Genomic DNA, 17,207 nt, shown 5'->3' on the forward strand with positions numbered 1-17,207 from the left:
CTCGGAGGGGACACATCAATCTCACCGGAGAATATCGGCTGGCCAAAGCCTTAGCGTCAGATTCCGCCCCTCCCGCAACGACCCCTTCTCTCGCCGATCGCGCTGACGCTCAGGCGACCTTCGCGGTAGAGGGTTTCGGCCGCCATGGCGGTGGCCTCAGCCTTGGCTGGCAGGCCCTTGGGACGGCCACCGATCCGGCCACGCGCCCGTGCGGCCGACAGACCCGCCTGAGTCCGCTCGCGGATCAGCTCGCGCTCGAACTCCGCCAGCGAGGCGAACAGGTTGAACACCAGGCGGCCTTGGGCGTGGGTGGTGTCGATGGGGTCATTCAGGCTCTGTAAGCCGACCTTGCGCTCTGCCAGCTCGCCGACCAACTCGACCAGGTGCTTGAGGGAACGCCCAAGGCGATCCAGCTTCCAGATCACCACGGCATCACCCGGCCGCACGTTGGCCAGCAGTTTGTCCAACTCCGGCCGGGCGCTTTTCGCGCCGCTGGCGATGTCTTGGTAGATGCGTTCGCACCCGGCCTGTTTCAGGGCATCGACTTGTAGGTCGGCTTTCTGATCCCGAGTGCTCACTCGCGCATAACCGATCTTCATCAAAAGTACTGTTTACTCGACTACGTTAGTAATAGTTGAACTTTGATTAAGCGTACCAGTTATTTGAACCGTAGCGCGGGGAGCTTAACGAACCGAGCCATTCCTCGATAGAGTTCGGCAAAACCTTCGTTTTGTCGAACCATTGCATCGCCCTTTGTGATTGGCGTATAAACACACAAACACCTATTAGCGGAGAACGCTATGAATACCATTCGCTGGAATGTCGCCGTCTCGGCCGACACCGACCAGTCGCTTCGGATGTTTCTGGCCAGCCAGGGCGGCGGCCGTAAGGGCGACCTGTCGCGCTTCATCGAAGAAGCGGTACGGGCACACATCCTGGAGCTGAGCGCTGAGCAGGCCAAGGCCGCTAACGCCCATCTGAGTGAGGCAGAATTGACCAACGCGGTTGACGAAGCGCTCGACTGGGCACGTAAGCGCTGATGCGGGTCGTGTTGGATACCAACATCCTGTTCAGCGCCCTGATCTCGCCACATGGCGCGCCCGATGCGATCTACCGTGCCTGGCGGGCGGCGCGTTTCGAGGTGGTGACCTCGCGGATGCAACTCGATGAAATTCGTCGAGCCAGCCGCTATCCCAAGCTTCAGGCCATCCTACAGCCCGCCAAGGTGGGCGCCATGATCAATAACCTGCAACGGGCTGTGGTACTGGAGCGCCTGACCATCGAGGTCGAAGCCGATGATCCGGATGACTCGTTTTTGCTGGCCATGGCCTTGGCGGGCGATGCGGACTACCTGGTAACCGGTGATCGCCGCGCCGGCCTGCTGCAACGCGGGCACATCGAACGCACGCGGATCGTCACGCCCGCCGTGTTCTGCGTCGAGGTGCTGTGATCAATGCCGGTCGGTTTTCTGACTCAAGAGCAACGCGACGGTTTTGGCCGCTATGTTGATTCGCCCAGCCGTGAAGAGCTGGAACGTTACTTCCACCTGAGCGATGAAGACCGTGAAGCCATCCAGGTGCTGCGGGGTAACCATAACCGTCTGGGTTATGCCGTTCTGCTGACCACCGTCCGCTTCGTTGGCGTTCTGCCGGACAAGCCCGCCGCCGTGCCGGTGGAAGTCCTGCAGGTGCTTTGCCGACAACTGGCGATTCCAGACCCCGACTGCCTCCAGCGCTATAGCGATCATCGCCGCTGGATACATGCCACCGATATTCAGAACCGCTTTGGCTATCGTCATTTCACCGATCCGGGCATCGGCTTTCGCTTGAGCCGCTGGCTGTATGCCCTCTGCTGGACGGGCACCGACCGGCCGGGAGTGCTGTTTGAGCGAGCCACCTCGTGGCTGTTCACACAGAAAGTCCTCCTGCCTGGTGTGTCTCAACTAGAGCGCTTTATCGCCCAGTTGCGCAGTCGGGTCGAAGAACGCCTCTGGTTTACGCTGGGCCGCAGCGTGACTGAGGAACAGCGATTGCAACTGCAAGACTTGCTGACGGTGGCCGAAGGCAACCGCAGCTCCCGGCTGGATCAATTGCGCTCCGGCCCGGTCATGGTCAGTGGCCCCGCGTTGATTCGGGCACTGCGCCGGCTCGATGACGTGCGCGGCATCGGCATCACCTTGCCGGCGGCGGCGCACATCCCTCCCAGCCGTATCGCCGCCCTGGCCCGCTTCGCCAACACGGCCAAGGTCACCGCGATTAATCGGCTGCCGGCGTCGCGGCGGATGGCGACACTGGTGGCCTTCGCACTCTGCCTGGAGGCGACTGCGCACGACGACGCACTGGAAGTCCTGGAGGCCTTGCTGCGCGACCTGTTCAGCAACGCGGAGAAGGCCGACAAGAAAGCCCGCATGCGCAGCCTGAAAGACCTGGATCGGTCGGCCGCGACGCTCGCCGCCGCGTGCAAGGTCGTGCTGGACAGCTCGATCAGCGATGACAACGTGCGCGCCCGGCTGTTCAACGACCTGCCGAGGACCACCCTGGAAAAGGCCCTGGAAGAGGTCAACGCGCTGATCCGCCCGGTAGATGACGTCTATTTTCTTGCATTGGAAGCGCGCTACCGCAGCGTGCGCCGCTTCTGCCCGACCTGCTCAAGCACATCCGCTTCGGCTTCAGCCCGGCCGGCAAGGGCGTGGCGGCTAGTCTGGAGTGGCTGCAACTGAACCTGCCGCGCCGGAAGCCAGAGGATGACGCGCCGCAGGAGATCGTGGCCAAGGCTTGGCAGAAGCACATCACCCGCGAAGATGGCTCCCTCGACATGGGTGCCTATGTGTTCTGCACGCTCGATGCGCTGCGCACGGCCCTGCGCCGCCGCGATGTCTTCGTCTCGCCCAGTTGGCGCTATGCCGACCCGCGCCTTGGCCTGCTCGACGGTGCCGAATGGCTGGCGGCGCGACCGATCATCTGCCGGTCACTGGGCCTGACCATCGACGCCAAAACCACCCTGGACGCCTTGTCCGTCGAGCTGGATGCAACCTGGCTGGCAGTAGCCGCGCGCCTGCCCGACAACCCGGCGATTCAACTGAGCGAGAACACCGAGGGCAAGACCGAACTGTCGCTCGGGGCGCTGGACAAGCTGGACGAGCCCTGCTCGTTGCTGCAACTGCGGGCGGCCGTGTCTGACCTGATGCCGCGTGTCGATCTGCCGGAAATCCTCTTGGAAATCGCCGCCCGCACTGGCTTTTCCGAGGCCTTCACCCATGTCTCCGAACGCAATGCACGCGCCGACAACCTGGTCACCAGCCTCTGCGCGGTGCTGTTGGGCGGGGCCTGCAACACCGGCCTGGAGCCCTTGATCCGCACCGACAACCCGGCGCTGCGCCGTGACCGGCTGTCCTGGGTCAGCCAGAATTATATCCGCGACGACACCCTGTCAGCGGCTAACGCCATCCTGGTCGGAGCGCAAAGCCAACTGGAACTGGCCCAAGTCTGGGGTGGCGGCGAGGTCGCCTCCGCCGATGGCATGCGCTTCGTCGTACCGGTGCGCACCGTGCATGCCGGCCCCAATCCGAAGTATTTCGGCACCGGCCGGGGTGTCACCTGGTACAACCTGATTTCCGACCAATTCTCCGGCCTCAACGCCATCACCGTGCCCGGCACGCTGCGCGACAGCCTGGTGTTGCTGGCGGTCGTGCTGGAACAGCAGACCGAGTTGCAGCCGACGCAAATCATGACCGACACCGGGGCCTACAGCGATGTGGTGTTCGGGCTCTTCCGCCTACTTGGCTACCACTTCAGTCCGCGGCTGGCCGATGTCGGCGGTACCCGCTTCTGGCGCACGCGCCCGGACGCGGACTACGGCAAGCTCAACGGGCTGGCCCGCCAGTCGGTCAAACTCGACCTGATCGCCGAGCACTGGGACGACCTGCTGCGCCTGGCCGGCTCGCTCAAACTCGGCCGGGTGCCGGCGACTGGCATCATGCGCACGCTGCAAACGGGAGATAGACCCACCCGGCTGGCCCAGGCGCTGGCCGAATTCGGGCGGATCGAAAAGACTCTGCACACGTTGACCTATATCGACGACGAGTCCAAGCGCCGCGCCACCCTGACCCAGTTGAACCGAGGCGAAGGCCGGCACAGCCTGGCCCGCGCCGTGTTCCACGGCAAACGCGGCGAGCTCCGCCAGCGCTACCGCGAAGGCCAGGAAGACCAGCTCGGTGCTCTGGGCCTGGTGGTGAACATCATCGTGCTGTGGAACACCCTCTACATGACGGCGGCCGTGGAACGGCTCAAGCAGCACGGCTATCCAGTGCTGGAAGAGGATTTGGCCCGGCTATCGCCGCTGATCTACGAGCACATCAACATGCTCGGGCGGTATTCCTTTGCGGTACCGGAAGAAGTTGCGCGCGGCGAGCTGCGGCCACTGCGTAATCCAGACGACGACCTGTGATCCCCCTAAACGCTATGAGCAACACCCAAGCTGCTGCTGGATCGGCGGGCACTTCACCGAGCCGAACGAACAGAAAACGCAGCAATCCCCTGGGTTGGGGCGCAGCAGCGCCTTGCAGTTGCTGCACTCGTAATAGAACTGGCAGGCGTCCGTGGGCATGGTTTCCGGCTTGGCGAAGCCGCAGCGCGGGCAAGTCAGCACGGACTCAAGGACAATGGCGCTCATCGTGACCTCACTTCTGCACTGTGGAGGGGTATCCCGCGTTCGCGGTCGCCTCAGTCAGTGCCTCGGGCTGGGCCTTATCGGGATCGTAGGTGACGGTCGCCGTCTTCTGGTCGAAATTGACCTGGACGTCACTCACGCCGGACACCTTCTCCAGCGACTTCTTGACCGTGATCGGACAGAGTCCGCACGTCATGTTCTGCACGTCGAGCGTGACGGTTTTCGGGGGAGCCGCCAGCGCCACGAAGGGCAAGGCGAAAAGCACGGCGATCAGCAGTTTGCGCATGGTTAATCTCCTTCAGTAGAACAGCGGGGCGAGCCACGGCACGGCCAATAGGCCGAGCAGCAGCACGCTGACGATCCAGAACACGAGTCGCTGTCGCACGAGCGTGCGCGGATCGGCGCAGGGTGTACCTGGCGTACAAACCTGTGGCACCAGGTAGAGCTTGCGGAATGCCAATCCCAGGAACAGTAGAGTCAACCCGATGAAGAGGGGGCGTAGTGGCTCCATCATGGTCAGAGCGCCCACCCACGTACCGCCGACACCGAGTGCCAACAGCACCAGTGGCCCGACACAGCACACCGACGCACCGATGGCGGTCAGCGAACTCGCGACCAGCGAGCCTTTCCCGGTGAGTTGCATCCCCATTCCCATCTCCTGAGCCTGATTGCCTAGGTGCTATTCTAAACTCCGTACCAAAGTACGGAATCAAGGAGAAAGTGATGGCCACAGAGCTGACCATTGGCAAGCTGGCAGACGCCGCCGGGGTGAACGTCGAGACGATCCGCTACTACCAGCGACGCGGGCTGCTGGATGAACCAGCCAAACCCTTGGGTGGCCATCGGCGCTATCCGGTGGACATGGTGAAGCGACTGCGTTTCATCAAGCGGGCTCAGGCGCTGGGTTTCACGCTCTCGGAAGTCGGTGGACTGCTGACGCTGGATGAGTCGTGCGCCTGTGCCGAAACGCGAGCACGGGCTGCACGCAAGCTCGCGTTGATCGAGCAGAAGATGGCCGACTTGGTCGTCATGCAGCAACTGTTAGGCGAACTGGTGCAGCAATGTGATGCGGGAGACGGCGGAACGATCTGCCCGATCATCGAGGCACTGATCAGAGAGTAATGCCTGGCGGGTGAGCTGGAGATCGGAAAGCCCCTTTACGGTGGGATTCAGAGCTTACGTTGGTTTTTGGTTCCATTGCTCCCCAAACCCCGTATAGAAAACGTCCGACTCTTGCTCAATCGCGGCTATTTGGTTAGCCGGCGCATCCTGTGCTGAATCAGCATCTTCATCATCGTCAAGCGGCACCGGCGGAGGCAGGGAACCGTTTTTTTCTGAGGGCGGAAGTGGCTTATTGGTCAATGCAGGTTTCGATCTGCCCTCCTCCCTCATGTCCTTCGCGGCCTTACGAATAGCCTTAGGCCCACGGCTACACAACTCTTGCTGTGCTTCTTTCCCCAGCTTAGCCACCTGTTCAGCTGCGGATACGCTCACTTCGCCGGACTTGACAGCATCCAGCAGCTCTTGGGCACCGTCCCGCACAACCTTGCACGCAGAAGACACAGAGCGCGGACTGATACCCAGGACTTTGGCTGCCTCCTCAATAGCCATTTTGGCGGCTTCCAGCTCCTGCCCGGCGGCCTTCTCCAGGTCAACAGTGATAGCGCTACTCCCGCGCAGTGAGGACAGCTCGGCAGCGATCAAAGCCCGTTGTGCCACGGTGAGCTGCCGTCGATAGAGGTTCAGAGAGAGGACATAACCCAGGGCATCATCTCCTGTGTATTCCTCTGTTCGGGGTTCGATCAGCAGATCCTTGCAAACGCGGTATCGGTTGCGCCCATCAAGGATCTTTCCTTCATGGAGAACGATCGGGGCACGCTGTCCGTTGGTATCGATATCTTCAAGCAGGGCTTCGTAGTCATCACCAATGATTAGCGGAAATAGCTGAGCGTAATCGTGAAACTCCAAATCATAGCTTTGCATGAGCAGCTTCTCGTTCCATGTTCATCTAGGAACGATAAGTCGAATACATACATAAATGACGCTTTTTCAGGTCGTTTTTGCGTCTGAATTTGCGATCATTTTGCTGACCTGTCGTCGATATTCACGCAAAAAAAACCCTGCCGTTTAAGCAGGGGTTGTGATCTACAGAAGCCCAGGACAATAAATCTAAATCAATATTAAATCTTCTCTTGAAGTTGGCTTATTAATTCCTCGAGAGCTTCTTGATCTGGTTTTGTGTCAACGAATCTAAGTGACTTGTCTGAAAGGACTTCCATGACACCCCATTTCAATTCATGTAAATCCTGGCCCGGCTCCGGTGGCGTCTCCCAGTAGGGAAAGCTTCTGACTACATGAGGCGGCATCTTTGTGATCATGGCTGAATCTCGGTATTTTCTGTCAAGGCAAAGGCTGCATGCTAATCAGTGTATAAATATACAGTTCTGCACCACCACACAAAAAACGGCGTCAAAAGTTCGTCATCTTTTCAGCTCGTAAACTGGTTGCAGAACGGCAACACCTATAAAAGTTGTCTCATAGCACAGCATAAGCTAGGGCCATGTCTACAGCAAACATTAGGCCATCACTGACCATTTAGGGCGTGATAAGTTTCATTAATTTGGTGCTTTTTGAGTTTTTTGACCGCCGTAAGCTCGATCCCTTCCTACAGAAGGAAAGTGGGCTGGCTGTGGTTGAAGCATAGGTTATCGCGGAGATCTATGTAGATCATTTCCCGTCCGGAGCCTGGGACAGCGCGTGGACAGCCTCCCTTGGAGCTTCTGTGCTAGGCCTGCGGCTCTCGGCCTACTCTCCGTGCGTACTCAAGCAACCAGAGTAGCGAATGAGCTGGGCGGTCAATTGCGATTCGTGCAAAGGGATGCGCTTGTGAGCTTCCTGGATATCGATTTCAAGCGCCTCGACCTCAGAGCATGGCATCGGCCTCGGTTCATTCACACTCTCTCACTGACACCTTCGGCCTTAGCCAGCCTTGCCTGCGCACCTCCCCCATCGCCGCTTCCAGCTCAGGAATCGAGGAGATGTCGCAAGACACCGTTGGCTTTTTTCCTTTGCGGTCTGTGGGCAACTGCAATATGACCTGCTCAGGATCGCTTAGAGAGACCTGGAATTTTATGCTCGGGAGCCCGCTGAAGATGATGCTCGCCTTCGTTAGGTTCAACTCAGCTGAAGCCTGCCGCACCTCACCTTCGTGCTCATACGCCAGCGAGATACGGTGTTTGGTTGAATTGCTCATAGATAACCCCTGGCGCTTGGTCTGCGCAAATTTGCGTGACGCTTAATGCTTTGTTTTGAGCCCGCGCCTCGCCGCGGATGAACCGATCTTCGCTGCTCAACATGTGAATCCGCGCGGGGGCTGAACACTTCAGCCAGTGCTCTGAAATCACTGAAAACAGCTCGATACGACTTAGGCCGAGCAAATGCTCAGGCTCAATCTTTGGCAGCTGTGCGAGAGCGGTGAATCGTGTCTGCGGTTGCACCACTCTGAGTTCTGGTTGCGCGACTGCGGTTGCCATATATCCCTATCTCGAAGTCTGAAAAACCATATTCTGTCATGGCACTTCGCCTTCGTGTTCACGTTTTCTAACCAGTTTCGCGTCTGAAATCATTCATTACAATATAATTGATAATCATTCGCTTGTAATCAGGGAGCGATCTATGGTTTTCAAAAAGGCCTCAAATTGTTCAGCCAGCCGCTTCGCGTCGACAGTTTTCTCGCATCGAAGCTCGACCTTTTTCCCATCTACACGAACCTTGCCTATCCCACTGATCTCTTTGTCGGTGAACTTGCTCGGCGTTTTCTGCTGATCACGCGAGGCAACCTCCTTCGCTAACCACCGCAGAGCATGTTCCTGCGTCCATTGATGATCGCGCATAGAGGTAACTGCTTGCAGAAGCAGCGCCGGCTCGGTACGACTGAATTCAATGAAGTCTTTTGCCCATTTCCCACCGATAAGCCCTGGGTTCGTGTCGAGTATCGCTCGAACCTCCTCTGGCAGATCCATTAGGAGAAGGCATCTGCTAACTATCGAATGGTTGACCCCTACTCTGCGCGCCAGAGCACGAATCGAACTTTCTTCCCCAGCTCGCATAATCGCGGCATAGGAACGACCGCGCTCATACTCGGTTAGAGCTTCCTGTCCCTCGTTGTCGGTCAAGGCCAGGATCTTCGCCATTGCATCCGTAACGGAGCGAACATAGGCGGTGACGGTTTCTCTGCCCAGCAGCTTGTGAGCACGCCAACGACGCTCGCCGCCGATCAGCTCATACGCTCCTTCCCCTATAGGACGAACCGTCAACGGCTTTACCAGCCCAACAGAGGCGATCGAGTTCGCCAGATCCTCAATAGCAGCCTCGCTGAAGGTCAGGCGAGGCTGAAAGGGAGATACCCGAATCGACTCGACCTTTACTTCAGCGAGGACGCCGCTGTCACTTGCGGCAAGAGATTCATCGTTATGGCCTGGCGTTGGAGCTGCAACCGGGGTTGGAACTGGAGCGATGTCCTCCTGTTCCGCCCGTTGCGCTGCGAGCATGTCTGCAACGGAAACCCTTAGATTCGGCTCAGCAATTTCCGCTGGCGGGCGAACCCCGGTGACCCAAAGAGGGGGGGTCTTTTTTTGACCTGGGTAATCCTCCGACTTGGCCATACTTCCTCCGAAACCTAGTGGTGGTGCTCCGAGCACCCCTCATATTCTCAAGTTATAAGTGGTGCTCCGAGCACCACCATTTTCTGAACTCGCTGAGTGGTGCTCCGAGCACCACTCAAATCTAACGGCTCTGGTGCTCCGAGCACCACCTCAAATCACTGAGCGGCCAGATCGCGTATTCGTTTCAACGCCTCACCGAAAACACTGCGCATCGAGTCAATAGTCTTGGAAGAGGCACCTTTCCAGACCAGCAGGGGAACGCCTTGATCAAGCGCTTTACCGTAATCCTCGGAGTAATAGAGTTTTTCCTCAGATACCCGACCAGGGAAAAGATCGTTCAGGACGACCAGGTTGTTGAGGATGCGTTTGCGGTTGCGAATGAACATCGTAGGGATAGCGAGCACTCCTGGAGAGCGGCGATATGCTTTCGCAAATCGAACCATCCAGTCGTTTAGCCGCATCAGCGCCCTGAATGAAAACTTATCCATCCGTACAGGGCAGAGCACAAAGTCGCTGGCAACAATGGAGTTCTTGGTGAGCCTGGAGGCGGTAGGCGCGTTGTCGAACAGAATCACATCATAGGAGGAGATATCGACACCTGGGATTTCTCCGCTACGCGCCCGCTCAAGCCACCCTGCATACCAGAAGTCCATATTGTTTTCGGCATCGAGTGCCACGGCCAGGTCTTCCAGATATGCATCGGCAGGAATCAGGTGTGGCCCGTTCTCACCGAATGGCTTCTTGACGACTTCCTCGAAAGTCATCGGATCAAAGCATCTCACCCGGAGATCGGGACTCAGGAGGCTGCCAAAATGGCCGGCGACATAGCGATCGGCTGGTATTCCCATCGCCTCGAGATCTGATAGTGCGAGATCTGGATCGTAGCCAAACACGCTGGACGAATCGCCCTGAGGATCGTTATCAACGCAAAGCACCCTCAGACCTGCAAGCTGAAGGAATACAGCAAAGTTGACTGAGGTTGTCGTCTTTCCGGTACCGCCTTTCTGCACGAACGTTGAGATAACAATCTGCCGAGGCAGTCCCTTTGCGTAGCCTTTCGCTCGGCGAAGCGCAGCGATGTCAAAAATATCGCGAAGCGTATAAGCCCTTGAGGTGACAGTTCCTCGCGGAACCCGGCGAATCTCGATGCCGTTTTCGTCTTCAATATCTTTGAGGCGACGGGTGGTAAGGCCGAAGCAGTCGGCCGCGAACTGGGGGGGATAGAGGAGGGCGTCGAAGTCGGTGTAGTTGACCGTTTCTTCTTCAAACTGCTCGCTTGACTGCTGCATGACAATCCCTGCATTTGCTGAATACAGGGGGATGATAATACGTAACGCCATATTTTCAAGGCTAAATCATGGTACGGGCCTTTTTTCCGCTGCTTATCCCGAACTGATGGCTAGGTATTCTGCCGATCAGTTCGGGTTTATGGCTGTTTTTTATGGTTTGAAGCGAACTGGTTTTTGTATGGAAAGAGGAGGGCTGTTCTGTGATTTAGTTAGGCGTACTGTTTTTGAGCTTGGGTGCGTGCGCGTTTGAAGTCGGCGCTGATGTAATTGACTGTGAATTGGGTATCCAGGGGATGCGATTCGACAACCACCTCGGTGGAGCCAGACAAGAATGTCACGTTCTCAAAGCCAAGGCTGGATTCATCAGTGCTGATTTGCAGCTGGCTCTTCAAGCCATTCAGCACCTCCTCCAGGTGGAGCTTGTCAGCTTTTACCGTAGCGACATCCAGGACCCCTTCAGCGTTGAAGGCCAGCTGAATGTCAGTGACACCCTCGAGGTTGACCTCCCACTCTGAAAGGTTAAGTACCGGCCCGCCGGTGTAGGAAGTACCAATCTTGTCGATGATGGTGTAGTGCTGCTGGACGTCTACGATCGTCGTAACGCCTACAGCTAGGCTTACCGGCTCCGGCGCTATAGCAGCCATGCTGAGCAGATAAGCTGCGACGCCCGCGAAAGCGGCAGTATTCATTGGGTTCCTCCAGGTCGTGTTCGGTTGGGATCATTTTCTCCTCGCCGACCTGGTGGGTGTGCTGCTTTCGAACCGAATTGTCGTCGGAAAAACGGCCCTCGGTTTCTGAGTCTGCTTTTGGCTTTGGATTTGGCCTTTGCTTCTCAACCTTCAGAAAATCAGCTTTCCAGTTTTAAAAGCCTTTTAATTGTTTTTCTCTTGTTGTTCTCTTGTTTTTAGAAGGCTGGAGCCCTTGTGCCACGGGGCCTCCAGAGGACTATCGACTACAAATTACGGCATTGCGACTACAGATTCCGGCTTTGCGACTATGGATTACGGCTGATGCGACTACAGATTCCGGCTGTGACGACTACAGATTCCGGCCGTTATCCACAGGCCAGATGAAGGCCCTGGGCTGCGTCTAACGACTACAGATTCCGGCTGTTGGGTTGTGCACGTAGCACGAGTTTGAGTTTTTATGGCTCGATTTCAAGCCATTTTGTGCTCTGAATTTGCCAGCCTGGCCTTTGCCTACAGCAAAAACTCTGTAAGTCCTTGTTTTTAAATGATATTTATATTTATTCGCCGTTTCTTTGACGTTTCTCGATGTTTTGCCCCACTCCTGCGTGGAATCGCCAATAAATAGTCTTTCCTGTCCTCACCTGAGCCTATCGACTACAGATTACGGCTGCGATAGCAGCCATTTGCTCGATACGACTACAGATTACGGCTATGCCTGGACGGCCATTGCCCGTAGCAGTGCCACCCAATTCTTTGCTATCGACTACAGATTACGGCTGCGGATCGAAGGTGCCGCGCACCATCGACTACAGATTACGGCTGTTGTACGGGGTGGACGGAAGCCTATCGACTACAAATTACGGCTGCTATCTATCGACTACAGATTCATGCGACGCCGAGCCAAGTGAACAGGTGGTGATCTGCGGGGCCCGTGGTTACTGGGGTCGAGAGATTAAAAAAATCCTGGGTATCGACTACAGGGGAAACTCTCTGTAGGGTTTCGTTACTAATCGTAGGGCCAGTTATGTCCAATTTACCCAAACCTACCAAGCCGGAACCTAAGCCGCTCCGGGTCACGAAATCCAATACGCTGATTACCGCATCGTACCGGCTGACTCTCAACGAGCAGCGATTGATCCTCGCGGCTATTAGCAAGCTCGATCCAAGAAGGCCCATGCCGAAAAAGGTGTCAGTGTCGGCCGTGGACTATTCGGATATCTACGGCGTCCAGCTCAGGCATGCCTATGAGCAGATGAAAGTGGCAGCTGATGAGCTATACGAGCGCGATATCAAGACCTTTGACGGGTCTGGAATGGAGCGAAAGCGGTGGGTTGATCGGGCCAAATATCTGGATGGTGAAGGTCGCGTTGAATTGTCGTTCACCATCCATGTCATGCCCTATCTCACGATGCTGTACAGCAAAGTGACCAGCTATGATCTACGGCGCGTTGCCTGCCTGGACTCAAGCCATTCGTTCCGGCTATTCGAGATGCTGATGCAGTTTCGGAAGACTGGATGGGCCTACATCGAGGTTGAAGCCTTGCGGGTCGCCCTTGGCTTGTCGGATGCCTATCAACGATTCAACAACCTTCGCCAGAGAGTCATAGATCCGGCAGTTGAGGAGCTGAAGACTAAGAGCAACCTGGATGTCAGCTACGAGTTGAGGAGGGAAGGGCGGAAGGTGATCGCAATCAAGTTCACCTTCTGTGACCTCGCACAGCTCCCGCTTAATCTGGAACTTGACCCTGAAGATCTTCCCCCGCTTCCTGAGTATGACCCTGCCGAAGAAAGCGAATGGCTGATCACGAAGCCTTTGGGTGAGTTGGCTGAAGCACAAGAAGCCGGTCTGCTGTTCGCTGTTTCGGCAGAGGAAGGAGAGCAACCAGATTAGCTTGCGTCGTCATCTGACGACCGTTTGTGCCTTTTTGAGCAGTGTCGCCGGTGCCGTTTTTTTCCGCCTAGGTATTCGAATCGTCATTTGCCGTCCTTTTGGTGCCACTTCCACAAAAAACCCGCCTTTAATGGCGGGTTTTTCTTGGCCTGGTCTGGGGCGCGCAGTGCTCAGTAATTAGGCACAAGCGTGAAGAGGCTTCGCCGCCATTGGCATACATCCTCGCCTGATGCTCGGCCTGCATTTTTTAGCGCGTCGAAGACGCTCAGGGCAAATGACATTGCAGCCTGGTCGTCTTCGTGGAGGTCGACAATCACCACCGGAAACTGGTCGCCGTCATCAGCATCAGGTGTTGCTATGGCGACTGTCTGAATCCCCCAGGTGATGCCGTCATCGTAAGGTTCTACAACAAATCGCTTTAGCCGGCGAATCATGCCGTCACGAATCATCTGAATCAGATCGGTGCATACCGGCTCCGATTGGCGCTGCTGGAAAAGTTGGATGGCTGTCATAAGCTACGGCTCCCTTGATCTGCATTCATCCTGCCAGCAGTCCCGTAAATCCCAAACGGAATTCCCCTGGCTTTGTTCGGCATCGGATTGGCGACAAACCCTAGCATTCTTTTTTCCCTTGGTTGGGCGTGCCATTCCCCGCGGGTGGTTGCGGAAGATCAACAAGGGAGGGAGTGGCTACGCAAAATGCTGTTTGCATGCCAGAAACATCACCGTCCCAACACTCGCATTCGGCATCCCAAGCTTCTCGATCAAAGTGGAAAATTGTCCCAAGATCAACAGCCCCATCCAGGGTGGCGTATGCCCCGCTCAAAGTTCCGTTGATCAGCACCGCGTAGCAATCGTCGCCGATTTGCAATGCTTTCCCTGGATTGGCTTCAAGAAGACGCTGATAGGAAGCAAGGGTCTCGTCGTAAGTCATGGTTGCTGCTCTGATTCCGGGTGTGAGAAGACATTGCCACCTCTCCAGGAATACCCAAATCCTGTAGATGGCAGAGCTAGCAGCCCCCGCTTGGGTTTGTGCGTGGCTATGCAACCATGGAGGCATATCAGAACGGAGATCCAAGGGATGAACTTCACCCACGAACAGGGGCCTGCGATTAACTCGTTGGCCCGTATCGTCAAGCTTGTGGCTTTTGCTGGAACTGGGAAGACCACCACGCTTGTTGGCTATGCCAAGGCTCGGCCTCAATGCCGTCTGCTCTACCTCTGCTACAACAAAAGCGTCGAGATTGCTGCCAAGCAAAAGTTTCCGCCGAACGTGACGTGCAAAACAGCCCACGGCTTGGCTTATGCGTCGATCGGATCGAAGTACAGACACAAGCTCACGAGCAACCTGCGCCTGACCGACATCGCAAGAATTATCGGCTCACAGAACTGGGAATTGGTGCGCAGCGTGCAAGAGACGCTGAACAATTATTTGGCCAGCGCGGATGACGACATCGAGCTATGTCACTGCCCCGTCAACAAGCTCAAAACGGAGCGAATGAAGCGCGCCGCCGGCAGCATCGTAGAGGGAGCCAGGCAGCTTTGGTTGCAAATGTGCGACATCCAAAACGAGGCTGCGAATATCACTCACGACGGCTATCTCAAGCTTTGGGCACTCTCGAAACCAAATCTGCGGGATCGTTACGATATTGCGCTTGGAGACGAGGCGCAGGACATCAATCCAGTGATTGCTGGTGTGCTTGCGCAGCAGGCGGCATACGGAATGGGCGTAGTCGTTTGTGGTGATGGCCATCAGATGCTGTACCGCTTCAGGGGGGCCGTAGATGCTCTCAATGCAACCTGGCTCGACAAAGCGGAAGTCCACTACCTCACTCAGTCGTTTCGGTTCGGGTCTGCCGTTGCGCACGTCGCCAACATGGTTCTCGCGTTCAAGGGTGAATCCCGCCAACTGGCTGGGCTTGGCGGCGAGACTCGTGTTTCCAAGGCACTACCTGCTGACCTTGAACATCGCACCGTACTCTGCCGGACGGTGGTTGGAGTGATCGAGACGGCGCTGGCCAATGTAGAGACTGGTGCAAAGATCTACTGGGTTGGGGGGATCGAGGGTTACAACCTCCAGGATCTTGAAGACCTACATGCGCTATCGAAGGGGTGGCGTGACCGAGTGAAGGGGAAAAAACTCCTCCAGGAATATCCCGATTACGATCTCTACAAGCAGATTGCCGATGAAAGCCAAGACCCTGAGATGAACCGCTCGATCAAGATCATCGAGCAGTACAGCGCGGATCTCCCGGAGTTGTTTGCCAAGCTGCGGCGCAATGCGGTCACTGATGAGCTTGAAGCCACCATCACCCTCAGCACCGCACATCGTTCGAAGGGCTTGGAGTGGGATGCGGTGCAACTGGCTGAGGATTTCACCTTCGATCCATTCAATCCAGAGAACGAAAAGGAACCATGGATTGATGAGATGAACCTCCTCTACGTCGCGTGTACCCGCGCCATGCGAGTTCTTGCTGTCAACTCGACGATGTTGGAGATCATGAAAGAGTTCGTCGACCGGCGTGACGGCCGCAAGCCAAATACCCCGATGGTTTTCAGGAAGAAACAGGTGGCTGCCGCGTAGTGCTCCTCGAGCATGCTTCGACTTTTGAAAATCACCCACTGATCACAGGAGATATTTTCATGCCCATTTCCAGCGACCAGGCAGCTTTGCTTCAGCAGCTGCGGAATCAAGGCTATGTAGTCTTGCTCGTTGAGCCGAGCGAAACTGAACACATCAGTCGAGAAAGGTTGGAGAGCCGTTTGCGGGCCGATGCAGCGGATCACATTGAGGATCTGTTGTCCCTTGAGGCAGTCCAAATTCGTTGAGCTGACACGTAGCAAAAAAAGCCCGTTTCGAACGGGTTTTTTTATGAGCGGATTTTGGGATACTCGATAATACCACCCCTTCAATCGCGAGATCGCTTTTCGCACCCTCGGCGTCGCACCTGGTTAACATGGTGCGGAGGGGGAGGAGGGCATACGGTATAGCCGTAGTGAAGGGGTGGTATTATGAGGAATCCTAGATGACTGACGCAATTGTCTCCGCTTACGAGCGCTTGGTCGAAACCGTTGGGGCTTTCAATGAGAAGTGGCCCGCATTGGTTGTCGGCGGGATGATATGGCGCATCCCGCTCCTCACTGAACAGAGGACGCCATCTCGAATCCACGTCCAGGTACTGACAGGAACTGACGCGATCAAGGCCGCTGTAGAGGCGTTACGCGAGTTTGAGCGCGATCTCGGCCAGGCTCCAGGAACCGTGCTGCGTTTGCCGGGGTACTTTATCCTCTCCGGATCGATACTCGATGAGGGCAGGGCGGTGAACCGCTGCAAGAGCGAGCTGGTGGATGCGATCGAGGCTGAGCGAGTGTTTCGCAACGTTGCCGTCAGCCGCCGTTCTCACATCATGCGCCAGGCCCTGGGGAAAAATTTCTCTCTCAACCAGCTGAAGCGCGCAATCCAGGTTTTTGATGCTGCCCCAAGACAGATCACATTCACCTGGGCCGGTCACACCTCAGGTAAAGAGCGTGTCACTGTTGCCCACGTCCGTGAGGTGCTGCTCGCCGAGGCCCATGAAAAATCTATGGCCACCGGCGAGCCGGTGGTGAATAGCCCCCAGTGGATCGATCTGCGCAGCATCGCGAACATGGCTGAAACCGATATGTTGGATGTGCCGAAGCCCATCGCTCCGCATCCGCGGGCCATGCTGTGGTTTTCCGAGCGCAGCCGGTATGACGCAATGCTGCATGCCAACCTTCCATTCTTCGTACTCGATGGGCAACCCGCTGCAAGGATCGTTGGCCTCAAGAACTTCGATAGAGACTCGCGATCAGCAAAACGGCCAGACGTAAAGCAACGGTTGCCGGCACTCCCTGGGGGGCGCTTTTTCGTAGCCTCATCCACTGCGGACCCAGTTGCTCAGGAGCCCGGCGCGCCAGAGACACCCGAGGTGCTATCGACGTACCGAGAGTCAGTAAAAAACATCTCAGACCGATAGCTTACCCTT

At 56.6% G+C, this 17,207-nt stretch carries 18 protein-coding genes and 1 pseudogene; 8 read left to right on the top strand and 11 right to left on the bottom strand.

Going from position 1 to position 17,207, the window contains the following annotated elements; genetic code table 11:
- Positions 1 to 56: 56 nt before the first annotated feature.
- Positions 57 to 599: a recombinase family protein gene (locus IQK56_RS12940; RefSeq protein ID WP_193901720.1), complete on the bottom strand. Its 543-nt coding sequence runs from the start codon at positions 597 to 599 to the stop codon at positions 57 to 59.
- Positions 600 to 800: 201 nt separating this feature from the next.
- Here IQK56_RS12940 and IQK56_RS12945 point away from each other — a divergent pair, with 201 nt between their 5' ends.
- The 3 genes and pseudogenes from IQK56_RS12945 to IQK56_RS12955 all read left to right on the top strand — a co-directional run bounded on the left by IQK56_RS12945 (position 801) and on the right by IQK56_RS12955 (position 4,446).
- Positions 801 to 1,040, top strand: coding sequence for a ribbon-helix-helix domain-containing protein (locus tag IQK56_RS12945; RefSeq protein WP_003089107.1), 240 nt, complete (start codon positions 801 to 803; stop codon positions 1,038 to 1,040).
- Complete coding sequence (locus IQK56_RS12950) at positions 1,040 to 1,450, top strand: putative toxin-antitoxin system toxin component, PIN family (protein WP_003150546.1); 411 nt, start codon at positions 1,040 to 1,042, stop codon at positions 1,448 to 1,450. The genes IQK56_RS12945 and IQK56_RS12950 overlap by 1 nt, the downstream gene beginning before the upstream one ends.
- Positions 1,451 to 1,453: 3 nt before the next feature.
- A pseudogene (locus IQK56_RS12955) lies at positions 1,454 to 4,446 on the top strand (Tn3 family transposase).
- 12 nt (positions 4,447 to 4,458) lie between these two features.
- Here the strand turns inward: IQK56_RS12955 and IQK56_RS12960 are convergent.
- From IQK56_RS12960 to IQK56_RS12970, 3 genes are read right to left on the bottom strand one after another with little or no spacing between them, the layout of a single operon-like run.
- The gene (locus IQK56_RS12960) at positions 4,459 to 4,671 is read right to left on the bottom strand and encodes a GDCCVxC domain-containing (seleno)protein (protein ID WP_003089113.1); all 213 of its coding nucleotides are present in this window, start codon (positions 4,669 to 4,671) and stop codon (positions 4,459 to 4,461) included.
- 7 nt (positions 4,672 to 4,678) lie between these two features.
- Positions 4,679 to 4,954 carry a mercury resistance system periplasmic binding protein MerP gene (gene merP / locus IQK56_RS12965; protein ID WP_003150552.1) on the bottom strand — a complete coding sequence of 92 codons (276 nt, stop codon included), beginning with the start codon at positions 4,952 to 4,954 and terminating at the stop codon, positions 4,679 to 4,681.
- Positions 4,955 to 4,966: 12 nt separating this feature from the next.
- Complete coding sequence (locus tag IQK56_RS12970; RefSeq protein ID WP_003089115.1) at positions 4,967 to 5,317, bottom strand: mercuric transporter MerT family protein; 351 nt, start codon at positions 5,315 to 5,317, stop codon at positions 4,967 to 4,969.
- A 74-nt stretch (positions 5,318 to 5,391) separates the two neighbouring features.
- Between IQK56_RS12970 and merR the strand changes: the two genes are divergently transcribed.
- On the top strand, positions 5,392 to 5,790 hold the full coding sequence (gene merR, locus IQK56_RS12975; RefSeq protein ID WP_003089120.1) for an Hg(II)-responsive transcriptional regulator: 399 nt from the start codon (positions 5,392 to 5,394) through the stop codon (positions 5,788 to 5,790).
- A gap of 54 nt (positions 5,791 to 5,844) precedes the next feature.
- Here merR and IQK56_RS12980 read toward each other — a convergent pair whose 3' ends face one another.
- From IQK56_RS12980 to IQK56_RS13000, 5 genes are all read right to left on the bottom strand, one after another.
- Entirely contained in the window at positions 5,845 to 6,651 is an 807-nt protein-coding gene (locus IQK56_RS12980) for a ParB/RepB/Spo0J family partition protein (RefSeq protein WP_193901721.1), read from the bottom strand.
- Positions 6,652 to 7,615: 964 nt separating this feature from the next.
- On the bottom strand, positions 7,616 to 7,921 hold the full coding sequence (locus IQK56_RS12985) for a hypothetical protein (protein ID WP_193862323.1): 306 nt from the start codon (positions 7,919 to 7,921) through the stop codon (positions 7,616 to 7,618).
- Positions 7,922 to 8,315: 394 nt separating this feature from the next.
- Positions 8,316 to 9,332, bottom strand: coding sequence for a ParB/RepB/Spo0J family partition protein (locus IQK56_RS12990; protein WP_193862322.1), 1,017 nt, complete (start codon positions 9,330 to 9,332; stop codon positions 8,316 to 8,318).
- 155 nt (positions 9,333 to 9,487) lie between these two features.
- Entirely contained in the window at positions 9,488 to 10,621 is a 1,134-nt protein-coding gene (locus IQK56_RS12995) for a ParA family protein (RefSeq protein ID WP_011600725.1), read from the bottom strand.
- Positions 10,622 to 10,830: 209 nt separating this feature from the next.
- Positions 10,831 to 11,310, bottom strand: a complete 480-nt coding sequence (locus IQK56_RS13000) for a hypothetical protein (RefSeq protein WP_023049062.1) — start codon at positions 11,308 to 11,310, stop codon at positions 10,831 to 10,833.
- Positions 11,311 to 12,334: 1,024 nt separating this feature from the next.
- On the opposite strand from IQK56_RS13000, the gene IQK56_RS13005 reads away from it, so the two are divergent.
- Positions 12,335 to 13,201 (top strand): replication initiation protein, encoded by an 867-nt coding sequence (locus IQK56_RS13005; RefSeq protein ID WP_011154372.1) that lies wholly within the window; start codon positions 12,335 to 12,337, stop codon positions 13,199 to 13,201.
- A gap of 170 nt (positions 13,202 to 13,371) precedes the next feature.
- Here the strand turns inward: IQK56_RS13005 and IQK56_RS13010 are convergent, their stop codons facing one another.
- Together IQK56_RS13010 and IQK56_RS13015 are read right to left on the bottom strand one after the other, a co-directional pair.
- Positions 13,372 to 13,713 carry a hypothetical protein gene (locus tag IQK56_RS13010; protein ID WP_016502326.1) on the bottom strand — a complete coding sequence of 114 codons (342 nt, stop codon included), beginning with the start codon at positions 13,711 to 13,713 and terminating at the stop codon, positions 13,372 to 13,374.
- Positions 13,714 to 13,813: 100 nt separating this feature from the next.
- Positions 13,814 to 14,134: a hypothetical protein gene (locus IQK56_RS13015; protein ID WP_102685584.1), complete on the bottom strand. Its 321-nt coding sequence runs from the start codon at positions 14,132 to 14,134 to the stop codon at positions 13,814 to 13,816.
- A gap of 147 nt (positions 14,135 to 14,281) precedes the next feature.
- Here IQK56_RS13015 and IQK56_RS13020 point away from each other — a divergent pair, with 147 nt between their 5' ends.
- The 3 genes from IQK56_RS13020 to IQK56_RS13030 all read left to right on the top strand — a co-directional run bounded on the left by IQK56_RS13020 (position 14,282) and on the right by IQK56_RS13030 (position 17,198).
- Positions 14,282 to 15,784 (top strand): 3'-5' exonuclease, encoded by a 1,503-nt coding sequence (locus tag IQK56_RS13020; protein ID WP_033050535.1) that lies wholly within the window; start codon positions 14,282 to 14,284, stop codon positions 15,782 to 15,784.
- Between the two features lie 59 nt (positions 15,785 to 15,843).
- Positions 15,844 to 16,029 (top strand): hypothetical protein, encoded by a 186-nt coding sequence (locus IQK56_RS13025; RefSeq protein ID WP_043094363.1) that lies wholly within the window; start codon positions 15,844 to 15,846, stop codon positions 16,027 to 16,029.
- A gap of 197 nt (positions 16,030 to 16,226) precedes the next feature.
- Entirely contained in the window at positions 16,227 to 17,198 is a 972-nt protein-coding gene (locus IQK56_RS13030) for a DNA replication terminus site-binding protein (RefSeq protein ID WP_102685583.1), read from the top strand.
- The last annotated feature ends 9 nt before the right edge of the window (positions 17,199 to 17,207 follow it).

Origin of the sequence: Pseudomonas cyclaminis (assembly GCF_015163715.1) — a bacterium.
Lineage (GTDB): Bacteria > Pseudomonadota > Gammaproteobacteria > Pseudomonadales > Pseudomonadaceae > Aquipseudomonas > Aquipseudomonas cyclaminis.

Excerpts from the sequence above, each read along its gene's own strand:
- IQK56_RS12950 (WP_003150546.1), top strand. The coding sequence starts at position 1,040 with ATGCGGGTCGTGTTGGATACCAACATCCTGTTCAGCGCCCTGATCTCG.
- IQK56_RS12985 (WP_193862323.1), bottom strand. The coding sequence starts at position 7,921 with ATGAGCAATTCAACCAAACACCGTATCTCGCTGGCGTATGAGCACGAA.
- IQK56_RS12970 (WP_003089115.1), bottom strand. The coding sequence starts at position 5,317 with ATGGGGATGCAACTCACCGGGAAAGGCTCGCTGGTCGCGAGTTCGCTG.
- merR (WP_003089120.1), top strand. The coding sequence starts at position 5,392 with ATGGCCACAGAGCTGACCATTGGCAAGCTGGCAGACGCCGCCGGGGTG.
- IQK56_RS12945 (WP_003089107.1), top strand. The coding sequence starts at position 801 with ATGAATACCATTCGCTGGAATGTCGCCGTCTCGGCCGACACCGACCAG.
- merP (WP_003150552.1), bottom strand. The coding sequence starts at position 4,954 with ATGCGCAAACTGCTGATCGCCGTGCTTTTCGCCTTGCCCTTCGTGGCG.
- IQK56_RS13005 (WP_011154372.1), top strand. The coding sequence starts at position 12,335 with ATGTCCAATTTACCCAAACCTACCAAGCCGGAACCTAAGCCGCTCCGG.
- IQK56_RS12940 (WP_193901720.1), bottom strand. The coding sequence starts at position 599 with ATGAAGATCGGTTATGCGCGAGTGAGCACTCGGGATCAGAAAGCCGAC.
- IQK56_RS13020 (WP_033050535.1), top strand. The coding sequence starts at position 14,282 with ATGAACTTCACCCACGAACAGGGGCCTGCGATTAACTCGTTGGCCCGT.
- IQK56_RS12995 (WP_011600725.1), bottom strand. The coding sequence starts at position 10,621 with ATGCAGCAGTCAAGCGAGCAGTTTGAAGAAGAAACGGTCAACTACACC.
- IQK56_RS13015 (WP_102685584.1), bottom strand. The coding sequence starts at position 14,134 with ATGACTTACGACGAGACCCTTGCTTCCTATCAGCGTCTTCTTGAAGCC.
- IQK56_RS13000 (WP_023049062.1), bottom strand. The coding sequence starts at position 11,310 with ATGAATACTGCCGCTTTCGCGGGCGTCGCAGCTTATCTGCTCAGCATG.
- IQK56_RS13010 (WP_016502326.1), bottom strand. The coding sequence starts at position 13,713 with ATGACAGCCATCCAACTTTTCCAGCAGCGCCAATCGGAGCCGGTATGC.
- IQK56_RS13030 (WP_102685583.1), top strand. The coding sequence starts at position 16,227 with ATGACTGACGCAATTGTCTCCGCTTACGAGCGCTTGGTCGAAACCGTT.
- IQK56_RS12980 (WP_193901721.1), bottom strand. The coding sequence starts at position 6,651 with ATGCAAAGCTATGATTTGGAGTTTCACGATTACGCTCAGCTATTTCCG.
- IQK56_RS13025 (WP_043094363.1), top strand. The coding sequence starts at position 15,844 with ATGCCCATTTCCAGCGACCAGGCAGCTTTGCTTCAGCAGCTGCGGAAT.
- IQK56_RS12960 (WP_003089113.1), bottom strand. The coding sequence starts at position 4,671 with ATGAGCGCCATTGTCCTTGAGTCCGTGCTGACTTGCCCGCGCTGCGGC.
- IQK56_RS12990 (WP_193862322.1), bottom strand. The coding sequence starts at position 9,332 with ATGGCCAAGTCGGAGGATTACCCAGGTCAAAAAAAGACCCCCCCTCTT.